Source organism: Bradyrhizobium sp. USDA 372, assembly GCF_053629095.1.
In genome coordinates, this window is the sequence record NZ_JBRJHR010000001.1 from 3,121,067 (window position 1) to 3,135,314 (window position 14,248).

At 60.7% G+C, this 14,248-nt stretch carries 14 protein-coding genes; 4 read left to right on the plus strand and 10 right to left on the minus strand.

What is annotated here, in order from left to right:
• Positions 1-126 precede the first annotated feature (126 nt).
• Both AB7M16_RS14850 and AB7M16_RS14855 read left to right on the plus strand, forming a co-directional pair.
• Complete coding sequence (locus tag AB7M16_RS14850) at positions 127-1,326, plus strand: MFS transporter (RefSeq protein WP_212260079.1); 1,200 nt, start codon at positions 127-129, stop codon at positions 1,324-1,326.
• A 203-nt stretch (positions 1,327-1,529) separates the two neighbouring features.
• A complete protein-coding gene (locus AB7M16_RS14855) occupies positions 1,530-2,480 on the plus strand; it encodes an AraC family transcriptional regulator (protein ID WP_172787063.1) in 951 nt (316 codons plus the stop codon).
• A 36-nt stretch (positions 2,481-2,516) separates the two neighbouring features.
• On the opposite strand, the gene AB7M16_RS14860 is transcribed toward AB7M16_RS14855, so the two are convergent.
• The 3 genes from AB7M16_RS14860 to AB7M16_RS14870 form a co-directional block, all read right to left on the minus strand.
• Positions 2,517-4,130, minus strand: a complete 1,614-nt coding sequence (locus AB7M16_RS14860) for an acyl-CoA synthetase (RefSeq protein WP_453944319.1) — start codon at positions 4,128-4,130, stop codon at positions 2,517-2,519.
• A 140-nt stretch (positions 4,131-4,270) separates the two neighbouring features.
• Complete coding sequence (locus AB7M16_RS14865; protein WP_453944320.1) at positions 4,271-4,759, minus strand: DUF2059 domain-containing protein; 489 nt, start codon at positions 4,757-4,759, stop codon at positions 4,271-4,273.
• A 41-nt stretch (positions 4,760-4,800) separates the two neighbouring features.
• On the minus strand, positions 4,801-6,012 hold the full coding sequence (locus AB7M16_RS14870) for an OpgC domain-containing protein (protein WP_453944321.1): 1,212 nt from the start codon (positions 6,010-6,012) through the stop codon (positions 4,801-4,803).
• Between the two features lie 547 nt (positions 6,013-6,559).
• Here AB7M16_RS14870 and AB7M16_RS14875 point away from each other — a divergent pair.
• Positions 6,560-6,979, plus strand: coding sequence for a RidA family protein (locus AB7M16_RS14875; RefSeq protein ID WP_453944322.1), 420 nt, complete (start codon positions 6,560-6,562; stop codon positions 6,977-6,979).
• Positions 6,980-7,079: 100 nt separating this feature from the next.
• Here AB7M16_RS14875 and AB7M16_RS14880 read toward each other — a convergent pair whose 3' ends face one another.
• Positions 7,080-7,976 carry an alpha/beta fold hydrolase gene (locus AB7M16_RS14880; RefSeq protein WP_453944323.1) on the minus strand — a complete coding sequence of 299 codons (897 nt, stop codon included), beginning with the start codon at positions 7,974-7,976 and terminating at the stop codon, positions 7,080-7,082.
• Between the two features lie 215 nt (positions 7,977-8,191).
• Here AB7M16_RS14880 and AB7M16_RS14885 point away from each other — a divergent pair, with 215 nt between their 5' ends.
• The gene (locus tag AB7M16_RS14885) at positions 8,192-8,887 is read left to right on the plus strand and encodes a DUF899 family protein (protein WP_212260072.1); all 696 of its coding nucleotides are present in this window, start codon (positions 8,192-8,194) and stop codon (positions 8,885-8,887) included.
• Between the two features lie 681 nt (positions 8,888-9,568).
• Here the strand turns inward: AB7M16_RS14885 and AB7M16_RS14890 are convergent.
• From AB7M16_RS14890 to AB7M16_RS14915, 6 genes are read right to left on the minus strand one after another with little or no spacing between them, the layout of a single operon-like run.
• Positions 9,569-10,291, minus strand: coding sequence for a class I SAM-dependent DNA methyltransferase (locus tag AB7M16_RS14890; protein ID WP_453944324.1), 723 nt, complete (start codon positions 10,289-10,291; stop codon positions 9,569-9,571).
• A gap of 8 nt (positions 10,292-10,299) precedes the next feature.
• The gene (locus AB7M16_RS14895; protein WP_453944325.1) at positions 10,300-10,854 is read right to left on the minus strand and encodes a class I SAM-dependent methyltransferase; all 555 of its coding nucleotides are present in this window, start codon (positions 10,852-10,854) and stop codon (positions 10,300-10,302) included.
• Positions 10,851-11,462 (minus strand): hypothetical protein, encoded by a 612-nt coding sequence (locus tag AB7M16_RS14900; RefSeq protein WP_453944326.1) that lies wholly within the window; start codon positions 11,460-11,462, stop codon positions 10,851-10,853. Before AB7M16_RS14900 ends, AB7M16_RS14895 begins: the two co-directional genes overlap by 4 nt.
• The gene (locus tag AB7M16_RS14905) at positions 11,455-12,537 is read right to left on the minus strand and encodes a SagB/ThcOx family dehydrogenase (RefSeq protein WP_453944327.1); all 1,083 of its coding nucleotides are present in this window, start codon (positions 12,535-12,537) and stop codon (positions 11,455-11,457) included. The genes AB7M16_RS14900 and AB7M16_RS14905 overlap by 8 nt, the downstream gene beginning before the upstream one ends.
• Positions 12,534-13,598: a SagB/ThcOx family dehydrogenase gene (locus tag AB7M16_RS14910; RefSeq protein WP_453944328.1), complete on the minus strand. Its 1,065-nt coding sequence runs from the start codon at positions 13,596-13,598 to the stop codon at positions 12,534-12,536. Before AB7M16_RS14910 ends, AB7M16_RS14905 begins: the two co-directional genes overlap by 4 nt.
• Before the next feature lie 13 nt (positions 13,599-13,611).
• The gene (locus AB7M16_RS14915; protein WP_453944329.1) at positions 13,612-13,839 is read right to left on the minus strand and encodes a hypothetical protein; all 228 of its coding nucleotides are present in this window, start codon (positions 13,837-13,839) and stop codon (positions 13,612-13,614) included.
• Positions 13,840-14,248 lie beyond the last annotated feature (409 nt).

Below are 14,248 nucleotides of genomic sequence, written 5' to 3' on the forward strand. Positions count from 1 at the left end.
AGAGCAACCGGAACCAATGCGATGAGAGCAGGTTAAGTTCTGGTCCGCCTCGGGCACCCGCAGCGCCCGCCGACCCCGCCTCATGCGAGATCCGATTCGATCGGCAGCATCAAGTTCAGCGTCTCGATGACATCGCGCCCTTCAACGTCTCGCATCTGGCCCCTGTTCGCGCTCAACTTCTTCATGGCCGACATGCAGTCGGGCATCGGGCCGTTCGTCGGGGTCTTCCTCCAGGAGCGCGGCTGGGCCAGCGGGCTGATCGGCACCGCCATGACCATCGGCAATGTCGCCGGCATGCTGATCACCACGCCGATCGGCGGCTTCATCGATTCCAGCCGCAACAAGCGGCTCTGGGTCGTCATTCCCGGCATCTGCGTCGTCCTCGCATCCGCGATCATCCTGATCTCGCAAAATTTCTGGGCGGTGACGTTCTCGCAAGTCGCGCAATCGCTGGCGAGCGCCGCAATCGTGCCGGCGGTCACGGGCATCACGCTCGGCATCGCCAAGCAGAAGGGCTTCAATGCGCTCAACGGCCGCAACCAAGCCTTCAACCATGCCGGCAACATGGTTGGCGCCGCATTGTCGGGCTATCTCGGCTACAAGTTCGGCTATGTCGCCGTGTTCGCGCTGGCGGCCGTGTTCGGTGCCATCGCCATCGCCTGCGTCATGATGATTCCAGCCGAGGCGATCGACGACCGTGCCGCGCGCGGCAGCAAGGAAGACGATTCCAAGGCGCCGCCGGATGCGATGGCGATGCTGCTGAAGCACAAGGCGCTGCTCGTGCTGGCTCTCGCCCTCGCGCTGTTCCATCTCGGCAATGCCGCGATCGTGCCGCTGTACGGACTTGCCGCGGTCGCCGAGGGACAAGCCAACGGGCCGAGCTTCGTCGCAACCACCGTGGTGATCGCACAAGGCGTGATGACCGTGACGTCGCTGATCGCGATGAAGGCCGCGAGCAAGCGCAACTACTGGCCGGTGATCCTGGTGTCTTTCATGTTCTTGCCGGTCCGCGGCGTGCTCGCCTTCTTCGTCACGGGATGGTGGGGCGTGGTGCCGATGCAGGTGCTCGACGGCATCGGCACCGGACTGCAGACCGTCGCCGTCCCCGGCATGGTCGCGCGCTCGCTCAACGGCACCGGCCGCATCAATCTCGGCCAGGGCGCCGTGATCACCGTGCAGGGCGTCGGCGCGAGCCTCAGTCCCGCCCTCGGCGGCTGGATCGCGCAATGGATCGGCTATGGGCCGACCTTCCTGCTGCTTGGCGGCTTCGGCCTCGCGTCGATCGCGCTATGGCTGACTTTCGGCGCGGCGGTGAAGAAGTATTGAGCCACAGCGCCGCACGGCCGGCGCGGCGCAAACTGCCCGCCTTCGATCTGCCCAATAAGCAGGCTGCGGCACCTGGTCGCTGGCTCGGCGCGTAGTTGCGAGTGGTTTTTTGCGCAATCCGGTGCTTTTTGAGTTGCCGCATCCCCGGCGCGCCGACGAAAGTGCGAACCGCAATGAATCGGCAATAGGCGTTCCGGCGATCGATGACCCAGCCGCAGCTCTCATTCGATGGCGACCCGAACGGTGCAGCCTATGAACAATGGCGCGAGCAGTTCTGTCGGCAGGTCGCTAACGTCGATTTCGTGCCGGTGGGCGAAGGACGGGTTCACCGGACCATTGCGCCGGCCATTCTTCCCCGCCTCAGACTCTCGGCCTCGTTCGGCACGCCGATGTCTTTCGTGTCATTGGGGACGAACGATGAGTTGATCGTTACGATGTCGCCCAATTCGGCCTTGAGCGGGGCGATGGGCAAGCGCCCGCTGGAGATCGCGGCGGGCGACGTCACGATTGGCGATCCCTCGATCAAGGGCGCCCGCATCACGCAGATAACGCATGGCAATTTCCAGACCGCGCTGCTGCCGCGCAAGGCGCTGCTGCGCGCGTGCCCGAACGCCGAGGACCTGATTGCACGCGCGATTCCTGGTGCCAACCCGATCACGTCGATGTTCCTGCGGTATTACGACCTCGCACACGCGCATGCCGACAAGCTCGCCCCCGCGGAGCTCGATGCGGTCTCGCAGCACCTGTTCGACCTCGCCGTGCTGATGATCGGAGCGCGCGGCGATGTCGCCGAGGAGGCGCGACTGCGCGGCCTTGCGGCGGCGCGTTTCGAAGCCATCAAGGCCGACATTCTGGCGCAGCTGGACAGCGCCGCGCTGTCGCTGTCCGACATTGCGGCCACGCACCGCATCAGCGCGCGCACGATCCAGCTGCTGTTCGAGAAGGCCGGCATCACCTATAGCGGCTTCGTGCTCGAGCAACGTCTGCTGCGCGCCGAGCGGCTGCTTCGGAACCCGGGCCTGCGCTCGCGCAAGATCATCGAGATCGCGCACCTCGCTGGATTTCACGACGTCTCCTACTTCCATCGCGCGTTTCGCCGCCGTTTCGGGGCGACGCCCGACGATGTCAGGAAGCTGGCCAGCGAGGCCGAATAGGCCGCTTCCGCCGCGACGGCGCCGGAACGATGCCTGCTAGGTCCCGAAGCTCTTCTGCACCGCCTTGTCGAGCGTCTCGCCGCCGACGAAGCGCTGGCGCAGCTCGCGCTTGAGCAGCTTGCCGCTCGGATTCTTCGGCAAGGCGTCCACGAAGATCACGCGCTTGGGGACCTTGAAATGCGCCATCTGGCCGGCGCAGTGCTTGATGACGGTGTCTTCGTCGAGCTTTTCCCCGGTCTTGACCACGACGATGGCGGTCACCGCCTCAATCCAGCGCGGATCGGGCAGGCCCACGACCGCGACCTCGGAGACGGCGGGGATGCGGTAGACCATCTCCTCGACTTCGCGGCTCGCGACATTCTCGCCGCCGGTCTTGATCATGTCCTTGACGCGGTCGACCACGGTGATGTGGCCTTCCTCGTCGACGGTGGCGAGATCGCCGGAGTGAAACCAGCCGCCGGCGAATGCCGCCGCGGTTTTGACCGGATCGTTGTAATAGCCGGAGAGCAGATGCGGCGAGCGATGCACGATCTCGCCAACTTCGCCGACCTTGACGTCCTCCATCGCCGTATTCACGACCCGCGTCTCGACATTGATCACGGGCTTGCCGGCCGACCCGGCCTTGCGGAGCTGATCCTCCGGCCGCAGCACGGTCGCGAGCGGCGCGATCTCGGTCTGGCCGTAGAAATTCCAGAATTTCACGGCGGGCAGACGGCGCTGAAGCTCGAGCAGGACTTCCACCGGCATGATCGAGGCGCCGTAATAGCCCTTCTGCAAGGTCGACAGATCGGTCTTGTCGAAGTTCGGCGAGCGCAGCATCGCGATCCAGATCGTCGGCGGCGCGAAGAACGAGGTGATCCTGTGCGCCTGGATCAGCGCCAGGATGTTGTCGGCGGTCGGCTTGCCCGTGATGACGGCGGAGGCGCCGAGATAAACCTGCGGGCCCAGGAACACGTCCAGCTGGGCGCAGTGATAGAGCGGCAGGGCGTGCAGGAACTTGTCGTCCGCACTCATGCCGCCGTCGATGACGCAGCTGACATATTGCCACATCACGGCTTCATGGGACAGCATCGCGCCCTTCGGCAGCGATTCCGTGCCTGAGGTGTAGACGATCTGCGCGAGATCGCGGCTGTCCACCGACGCTTCCAGGAACGAGCCGTCGGCATGCAAGAGATCGTCGAAGGTGGTGAGGCCGGCCGGCGCGGTGGCGGGATCCTCGCCCGGCAGCCAGATCATCTTCTCAACCGCGCAATCCTTCGCGCTCGCCGCGCGTGCCGGCTCGACGAAGTCGGGTCCGGTCGCGAGCAGCTTTGCGCCGGAGCTCTTCAGGATGAAATTGATCTCGTCCGGATTGAGCATGAAGTTGATCGGCACCAGCACGGCGCCGATCCGTGCCACGGCGAATCGCAGCGCCGCGAAGGCGTGCGAGTTGCGCGAGAGCACCGCGAGGCGGTCGCCCTTCTTCACGCCGAGCCCGAGCAGGCCGCGGCCGAGCCGGTTGCAGATCGCGTCCATCTCGGCAAAGCTCCAGCTCACATCGCCGCAGCTCACCGCGAGCTTGTTCGGCTCGCGGCCTGCGGAGCGGCGCAGCAGATCGCCGATGGAATGCTCGCGCGCTTTCGAGATGGTGGCTGCGGTGTCGACGGTCATTTCTTCCCCGTGGAATTTTCGCTCGGCACAAATGCCGCGAGCTTTCGTGTTCCGCGGAGCGTAGTCGGCGCTGTCAGCGCCGTCAAACTGAGGCCGCAGCTGAATGGATCTGCGCGACGGATGCCGCACATCAGTAGGGCTCAGGGCTTGCGCCCCTTCTGCCGGAGCGTCTCGATCAGACGCAGCTTCAGGTCGTCGGCGACCTTCTGGCTGACGTCCTGGCCGACCTGCGCGCTCGCCTGCGCCAGCGCATCCGACTTGGCCAGGAACTTCTGCCCCACGGGCTGGGCATAGAACGCCTCGATCTGGCGCAACTCGTCGACGCTGAAACTCGCAGCATAGAGCGCGGCGATCTGGTCGGTGATCGCCGCAAGGGCCGGAGCGTAGATCTCGGAGCCGGCGGCCGTCATCGCGTCATAGTCGCGCTCGATCTCCGGCCGGTCCTGCGCGACCACCGGGCGGAGCTTGAGCAGCAGCTGCGGCAATAGCGCGCGATAGGGGTCCGCGATCTTCAAGGTGACCACGAGCTTGCGCGCCGCGTCCATCGCCTCCGGCGAGGGCGTCTGTGCCGATGCAGCGCAAGTGAGGAGCAGCAGGACGCCGGAGATGGTCAACACACGTCTCGACATGAATCTCTCCTTCGCCGCGTGGTAGCCGGATGCGCGATGTTTCAACGAGCCGCAGGCACTGCCGCGGCCGTCGCCGCCGGCGTGCTTTGCAATGTCGTCTCCTCGACCTCCGTCACCTTCACGAACAGGTTCGGCACCCGCTTGGCCCGGTCGAGCAGCCAGGCCGCGCCAATCATGATGACGATGCCGGCGATGGAGACGGCAAGCTGCTCCCAGATGCCCTTGTTGTACTGAGTGAGGATCCAGTGCGCCGAGAACGACAAGAACACGCCCAGGCAGAAGATCGGCAGCGAATGCTGGCCGCAGAGGATCACGGGGCGCAGCCAGCCGCGGTACAGCGGCCGCCATTTGCGCGTCAGGAAGTAGGTCACCCAGATCGCCAGCGCCAGGAAGTGAGTGAAGCGCAGCATGTCGAGGTCGGTCTTGTCGATCGGGTAGATCGCCTTGATCATCCATTTCGGGATCAGGGCTTCCAGCGCGTGGACGTGCCAGGTCATCACGATCAGCAGCGCAAAGACGAGCCAGGCCGCAGCCAGCGCCATCGCCGGCTTCGACCACACCCAGCGGGCGATCTTGTCGATCTGGCCGATGCCGCACCAGGCCGCGAACACGAACATCAGCTGCCAGCAGAACGGATTGAAGTACCAGTGGCTGCCGGGCGGATAGGACGCCACGTTCCAGTCGAACCAGCGCGACAGAATGTAGAGCACGACCGAGCCGGCGAGCGTCAGGTTCGGCCGCCGCACCAGGCCCCACACGATGAAGGGCGCGGCCAACACCAGCGTGATGTAGAGCGGCAGCACGTCGAGATTGACCGGCTTGTATTTCAACAGGATCGCCTGCCCGATCAGCTCGTCCGGATGCGCCAGGAAATTGAACACGTTGAACTCGTGCTCGTACATCGGATTGTCGAAGCGGCGCGCGGTGCGGGCGATCTGCGCGGTGAACAGCAGGAACAGCATGATGTGGGCGACGTACATCTCCGCCGCGCGGCGCCACAGCCGCTTGAGCGCGGCGAGGAACCAGCCGCCGGCGACGATCGGCCCGTAGATCCAGCCGACGAGATAGCCGGAGATGAAGACGAAGAACTCGGCGGCATCGCTGAAGCCGAAATTGCGCAGCGTCAGCCAGGCCACGACATCGTGCGGGATGTGGTCGAGGAAGATCATCCACAAGCCGATGCCGCGGAAGAGATCGAGCCGCAAATCGCGCTCGACCGGCGCCAACAATGCCGACTGGTCCCGTGTGATCATGGCCCCGCCTCGTTCGCTGGGCGTCGCGCCAAAAGCGGCGCCGAACAATCGGATGCTAAAAAACGTGAATCAAAAGGTCGACTGCCGCATTGGCTAGCCCGGCAACGGTAGCCGACCCCGGGAGCCACGCAAGGGACTTGTGGGGCAGCCAGCTGCGCTCTTGCGCTGCAACAGGCGAGCCCGACCTCAAAACTGCGAAAACAACCCCATGCACAGTAGACGATGGTTGCAAGGTCAATGGGTTAGGTGGGGAGCGGGATTGGGTGCGGGTCGGGCAGGAATTCAGGAGCGAAAAAGCCAAGGGATCGTGGTTTGACTCGCCCTGTCCGGTTTGCCCAAGCGAGCCGAGGAGAATTGGCCGCGATCGTTGCCGCCCATTCCGAATGACGTCTCCCGCGATTTGCTTCGTCGGGCAAAACAGGAGCATAGTGGCATCATCGCAGGAGGTCGGACAGGCCGGGGTTCGGGCTGCTGCGTTTCACCGCTTGCTGGCTTTCTGCACTACTGATGGCGCCGCCGACTGGCGCTCTGGCCAGGGGAAGCGTTCATGAGCCGATCGGTGCATGTTCCTGTCGGAATTTTCGATAGCCTGCGCTACGGGTTTGCGCAGGTTGCGACCGTCCCCACGCCGTTTGGCGACGTCGTGTATGTATCCGGCCAGGTTGCCTGGGACGCAGAACAGAACATCGTCGGCGCTGGCGACATCGGCCGTCAACTCAGCAAGAGCTTGGAAAACCTTGGCGCTGCGTTGGCATCCGTTGGTGCGAAACTCGACCACGTGGGTGCGTTGCGGCTCTACATCAAGCAGAGTCACCTCCACGAAGGCAAAGCCATCAGCTGCGCCCTCAAAGCGGCGTTCGGCGATCATCCGCCGTGTACAACCTGGATTGGCGTGCCAAGCCTTGCCAGAGAGGAGTTCCTCATCGAGGTGGAGCCTTCCGCGGTTTTCGTGGCGCGAAACGGCTGATTCAGCTCTGGCGTGATGCTCGACCGTAAGCGAACCGACCGTGGCAGGAGCATTGCGTTTGGCCGCAAGGAATCACGGTGGCGGCATGCCGGCCACGCCGTTAGCGCATGCCGCAGAACCGGTTCAACTCGTCGGCGGTCTGCTGCGGAAGCTCCTCCGGGAAGAAATGTCCTCCATCGAGCGGCTTTCCTTGCACGTCGCCGGCCCAGTTTCGCCATAACCCCAAGGGGCCACCCGCGCCCGCATACCATGAATTCAACGGTCCGCGGCCGCTCCAGAGGACGAGAACAGGGCAATCGATCCGACGGCCGGAATTGCGATCGGCCAGATCGTGCTCGTGATCAATTGTCGCCGCCGCGCGATATTCCTCGCAGATCGCATGAACATGCGCCTCATCGCGCAACGCCTCGACGTAGGCCGCCCGTACGGCTGAACTGAAACTGTCTGCGCTCGACCCCCAACCATGGAGCGCATTGTCGACGACGGTATCCGGTGCTGCGGACAAGAGGCGCTCGGGGAGCGGCTCAGGCTGCGCGAGCAATGACCAAGGCCAATAGCCGACGGCCAGTTTCTTGTCGGCGCGTTCCCAGGCATCGGCGATCGGAACGACGTCGAGGACGGCGAGCCGTTCCACGCGTTCGCCATGGTCGAGCGCAAGCCGATAAGCGACGCGGCCGCCGCGATCATGGCCCGCTACCGAGAAACGGGTGAAGCCAAGCTTTGTCATGACGGACACCATGTCCTTTGCCATCGCCCGTTTCGAATATGGCGCGTGGTCCGGGCTGGAGGGCGGACAAGCGCTGCGACCATATCCGCGAAGATCGGCACAAACGACGGTGAAGTCTTGCGCGAGCAACGGCGCAACGTCTCGCCACATCAGATGCGTCTGGGGAAATCCGTGCAGCAGGAGAATGGCCGGTCCAGAACCGCCCCGGCGTATGAAAATCCGCGCGTCCTCGGCCTGAACATCGGCGGCTTCAAAATCCTCAAACTTCATGGGACGAGCCCTTTCCGAACGACGGCGAACCAAGAAGCAATCCTATCCCGCCATCTGACATCGACGCCGCGGATGCAGGTTGGGTTCCGCCGCGATATCGTGTCGTTCGAACGATGTTGCGATCGCGAAAACATTCCGAATAGGTGAGTGGAGGTGTCGGAACGAGGCGTCGCCGAACGTCTTCAGAGATATCGGCCCTAACCAGAGGTTAAGCCATGGATAGTTCCATCCTGAGGCCTGCTTCCGAACTCGCTCGCACGAACAAGGCCCATTTTCCCAACGAAAGCGCCGACTACCGCCGCGCCCGGCAAAGCCTGCTGGCCGAGGAGATCGAGCTGCGTCGCCAAATCGAGCGTGTGGCTAAACTGCGCCGGGCGCTGCCGCCCGGCGGCGAGGTGACGAAAAACTACGTGTTCGAGGGCGAGAACGGCAAAGCGAATTTCTCCGACTTGTTCGACGGCAAGCAGACGCTCGCGATCTACAGCTACATGTTCGGGCCGCAGCGGCAGACGCCATGCCCGATGTGCACCTCATTCATGAGCACGTGGGAGCACAAATTGCCCGACGTCGAGCAGCGTATTGCCTTCGTCTTCATCGCGCGGTCGCCGATCGCGCGTTTGATCGAGGCAAAGAAGGCGCGTGGCTGGTCACGACACAAGATCTTCTCCGACATCTCCGGCGATTACACCCGCGATTACGTCAGCGCCGAAGACGCTGACGTGCCCGGTTACAGCGTGTTCACGCAGCGCGACGGCACAATCCGGCATTTCTGGTCCGGCGAGATGGGGGCCACGATGGCCGACCCACAACAGGACCCACGCGGCGCGCCCGACATCGATCCGCTCTGGACCATCCTCGACACCACGCCAGAGGGGCGCGGCACCGACTGGTATCCAAAGCTCGCGTACTGAGGGCTTCTCCTGTCATTGGTCATGCGTGCCGCGGCTTCACGGGGCATGCAAGCTCGTAAGGCCCAAAACAAATACGGCCCGCGTCGCGCGGGCCTCGATTGGTGCGAAACGTGATCAGGTGGGTGCGTTGCGGCTCTACATCAAGCAGAGTCACCTCCACGAAGGCAAAGCCATCAGCTCCGCCCTCAAGGCAGCGTTTGGCGATCATCCGCCGTGTACGACCTGGATTGGCGTGCCAAGCCTTGCCAGAGATGAGTTCGTCGTGGAGGTGGAGCCTTCCGCGGTTTTCCTGGCGAGAAACGGCTGATTGCAGCTCCGGGTGATGCGCGACCGTAAGCACCGAACCGGGTGTGGCAGGAGCATTGGGTGAGACTGCGAAGAGAGATCGCGACAGCGACAAAGGCCTCGCAAAGCCGACGAAGTCCAGGTTTCAGCGCCCTCAAAAACGAAAACGGCCGCGTCGCGCGGGCCGTTTCGTCTCGGATCCGGTCAATCCGAATTTGGATGCGGGGGACCCGCAACAGTGACCTCCACGGACTTCCGCCGAGAGATTTCTAGCAATTGCAAAGACTTAGACCCGGCAGAGGTCTGACCTGCCAAAATGCGAGGTGCCCACCCTCTTATCGAGGTGCCGCTCATGAGTAGTGACCGATGCTCCTAGACGTGTCCGCGGCTCTGCGATCAAACGCGTGCAATCCAAAATGTTCGTCCCGCTTCGCCCATCATTTCGGCATTTTGGAAGCGGGCAAATCCGGCCGCTTTAAGAGCGGCCGAGAGATCGGCGTCAGAATACGCCGCCTCCTCAATCCTCGTATCATGTCTAGTCCAGCCGCCGGTCAGTTCGTCTGATCTTTCGAACCACGCTAGCGCGAAAATACCGCGAAGGGATTGACTGTTCCAGCTAGGGGTACCTGCAACGACTAGGTCGCTTTGGATATAAGAAAGACCGCCCTTCCAACGCGCTGCAAAGCCATCCGCAGTGTTGACGTCGAAGATAAACACTCCGCCCGAAGCGATGGCTTCGCGCGCATAGGTAAATAGCCGCGTCACGGCAGAGATCGACAAAAGATGATTAACACTATCGAACAGGCATATGATGGCGTCAAAACGTCGCCCAAGTTGCACCGGCGCATTCATATCGAAATGTTCAAAGCGCGCGCCGGGAGCGTTAAACCGCGCGCATGTAAGCATTTTTGGCGAAAGGTCGACACCTGTGACTTCGTGTCCCCGCTGAAGCAGATAGGACGCGAAGCGCCCCGAGCCACAGGCAAGGTCTAGGATTTTTAAGCGCCGCCCATCCAGCCCCTCCAGCGTCTCGCTTACAAAGGAACCGTATCGGCGAACAGATGTATCGCCCATCAACCGGTCATAAACGTGGGCGAAGTCATCATAAGTCGCCGTCATCTTGATTCTTACATCTGCCACAGCGCATAGGTCGCTTGGTGGCTATGAAGGCCGCCATCGTAGTGCACTAGTTCGGCCTCCAGTTTGTACTGCAAAGTCCCGCCAAATTCGTTCATGCTGGAGAACACTTCTTCGGTAGGAGGATGGTAGGCCTCGGAATGGCGGCTCTGTAAAGAGCGTGTGGCCACAAGCCATGAAAGGGCCAGCCGTGCACCTGGCCTACCGCAAGCGCACATATACCTAAGCACGAAGTCGACGTCATCGCGGCTACCGAGCGAGTGTAGCAAGCCAAGTCCAAGAACGCAGTCAAATCCGTGGGCAGGCTTTAAGCTTCGGATCGTACCGTTTAACAAATTCACTTCGCCGCCTGATAAGTCAGTCACCGAATGCCAGCAACCTTGCGGCAACGGAAGCCTAGGATCGATACCGTAGACCGTATGACCGCCATTTTCTGCGAGCCAGAACGCAATTTCTCCATGACCGCAGCCGACATCGAGAATCAAAGATGGGCTTGGCAGGGCGGCTCTAAGCAATGCTTCCGTATGGACGTTGAAGGGTTTCATCTATGCGATACCCCACCAAACCACAGTCGACGGATAACACGTTCGCCTGAGAATGCCGCCCTAAAATGAGCAAAGTGCCAGTTATCAAGAAAAAGACATTCGTTTGCCCGGAGCTCACCAACGCGATGCGCACGTCGATGCATGTGGTGCGCAGCAGTAAGGTGTAAGCCGCCCCAGTTGACCCCTTCTGCATCGTTAACGGAATGCATGTAGTCCTGTCGATAACGCAAAACTTGACTTCCGTCATGATTTTCAACCGCTCGCGCGACAAGCCCGCCATTTCCATTACCAAAAAAAACCGGACCGAAAGCATCAAGTACCTCACTCAAAGGTCTAAGGTCGACCACGTGCAAGGCTCCTCCAAAATCAGCCCTAAGTACTTCGATACACATCCAGCGCGGCGGCACCTGCCAAAAGACACCATCGGTATGGAAATCAAATTGCTCTCTGCTAGCCTGAAGCTGTGCTCTGCTTCCGGATGAGGCGATCTCAATATCTCGCATCAGCGGCGTGTCCTCTTCAATCTCCGCGATCAGAAGGGAAATCTCCGCGAAATCATCACTCCGGGAAAGGCGCAGCCAACCGTCTTTGCGCAACACCTCAATCACGTTCCGCAGCCCCTCCTCTCGGCAAGCCGAGTTTTATAAAGTACATGGCGTCGCGGCGGCGATTGTCCAGTTGCAAGAGTTTAGCACAGTTGCTCTCATGAACTGCCGGCGTCGGCCATCCTACAAGACCGTACCGATAAGCTGATTGAAGAATTTCTTGCCCAATTTCTCCTAACTGTATGACCAGATTCACGTATGCCCGGCCGTGCCTATAAACCCAGAGGTATCGTAGCCAATCCACGCAGATAAATACGCAGAACCCAGCTCCTCCAATCCAATCCTGGTGCTGGATACAGGGCAAAATGTTTTCGTCCGTCACGTCCCAGTCGATGGCCAACAAACGATTGCCATTCATGTCGTACTGATAAGCGCCGCAGCGTAAACCCTCGACCCCTTGCACGACCACATAGAGTTCGAGCCAAGTATAGAATGAATTTAGTAAGAAAAAGGGATCACCGCCGCGCTTCGATTGGTCGGCAACACGCACGAAGTGAGTGGCGTCCGAAAGAGTCTTCGTAAACGTTTCGAGATCAACCTGTTCCGAAGAAAAGTTACGAATGCTACGGCGCCGCAATAGAGCGTCCAGATCCGCGGCAGGGCGGGTGGGCTGCGGCGGTAAGTCGACGATAGCTAGGGGGACTTCCACCAGATGACGGGGTGGATAAGCAGACGCGTCCAAATAGTTCCTGATCGAACTCCGACGGAAGTTAACCAGGTCCGTTAGCGGTGGATCGTTTTCCGTTGGTTCAAGATACCGCAGATTTTGCTGCGAGAAGAGGACATAGGCTATCCTCGACCAATGTGAATCTTCCCACAGACGCATGTTCTGCAATGTAGGGTCGTCGGCAGACACCAGGATCTTGCTCTCCAGACCCGCATCGATGGCTTCCGACAAGATACCGCTTTCTTCGGCCTCTTGTCGGGTCTTTGGATTCAAGAAATAAGCAGCGGCTTCAAAGACCTCGCGAGCAACGCTCTTGAACCGGTCATTGCATGACAGCTCAATAGCCTTCCACCTCCGCTCCGCTGGCGCAACAAAGAAGAAGGGAGAGGTCGTAAGTAGTGAGCCCTTCATACGAGCGTTCCCACAAAAAGCGGAGGCTGCCGGATCCTGTCAATGCCGATTGCGTCGCAAAGCTCCGAGTCGCGGATCTTCTGATACGTATAAGTGTCGAAACCGAGAGCATTCGCAACCGTGCGATAAATCATCAAAGCATGCCCGACGTCGATGAGAATGGCCCGCGGCGATCTAGGATCGCGGTAGCGCCACATAGCGCGTTCTACAAGAGATGTGAACGTGATCAACCCCATCGGATGACGATCGAATTTCTGAAATAAGTCGAAAGTCGCTTTTCGCATAGCGACCGCGTGATTACCTGGCCGAATGCAATCGAGCCGATGGTGCTCGACGTTGTAGTGATAAGAACCCGCTGCAAGCGGCGAATTATCGAAAGCGGCAAAAAAAATCTCGGTCGGGTGTCGCGCGCCGCCTGAAGGTATTGATTTTCTCAGAAACTCTCCCTGAATGTCGAAAGGTTCGACTGAACGCTTGCCGAAGCAAACATCAAAAAAGAGGCCCAGACCGGGAACGCCTCGCTTATCGCTCGGCGACATCTTGCGCAGCGCTGCATTAGCAGACTCGCTGCCTTCGAGACGCGGTGGAAACTCGATTGAAAATGCAGCATCAAAGGTCTGATAGATCGACGGAGGCGGAGAAATTTCAACGTAAGATTGCATTCTACGGCGATCGACGTCGAAAGCGCCCGGATCGTTCATCTTCACAAAGGGGTAATCACGGGTCGCTTCTTGGAAGCTCGCCGCCTCGTTCCAGCCGTAGCTTATCCAGCAATCGCTTCGTTCTATAGAGGCGTCCCCCTCGTCCTCGGCGACGATCACCCGCTCGGCAATTAGCGTGTCTAACAAATTTGTGGCGGCGTCGATGCTGATAACCTCCGACCAGCATTGAGTAGCATCCTCAACTGTGAACCGCTCCGGCAACGCAGCGAGCGCCCAAGCAACGTCGGCGCTTTTTTGAATGAGTGGCGATCGGGACGCACTCGTCTGGATGACAAAACTGCGGTTCCCATTAATCGTCGAGGGATAGATTAAGAGAAGAGGATTTATGCGCAGATGCATAAACACTCGCCCGTTAATCGGTTGGCGCACTGCCGTTTTGAATCAAAGCTCTTTCAACGACTTCAGGTCCAGCGTGCTCAATGAGCTTTTTGAGCTGGGCGGGCGAAAGCGTGAAGGCGGCTTTTTCGTCGGGGGCGCTACCATTCTGGATCAGCGCTGCCTCGACAGCCCCTTTGCCGGCGCGTTGGACGAGGTCTTTGAGTTGGGGACGCGAAATCTGAAAGTCACGCTTTTCAGCCATGGCGGCACCTTCAAAATGGACTGCAATACAATCAAAGGTTATTAGCAAAGGTCCCTTCTATCAACACTTCTTTTTCGCTCCTTGCTGCCGCGTGAGCCAACGGCTTCTCCGTATCCGGAGCCGCATTTACGGCCGGCGGCACCTGCAAATGATGAACACGGTCAGCAGCCTCCGGCGGACTAAGGGGCCGCTTCGTGACCTGCAGTGACCCCTCGGTGGACGTCGGCGATGCCTGGCGAGCTGCCGGACCGCCCCCCCCCCCGCGTTAAACCTTTGCGCGCCTTCGCTTGAATCCGGGGGGACGGTAGGTTTGAGAGCGGTGCGGGTCGCGCTGGCTTTGCTTCCATTCTAAAGGTTTCCTTGGAAGGCGCCCCCGGGGGGCATTGCCAGTCAAGCCCGAAATTACGGT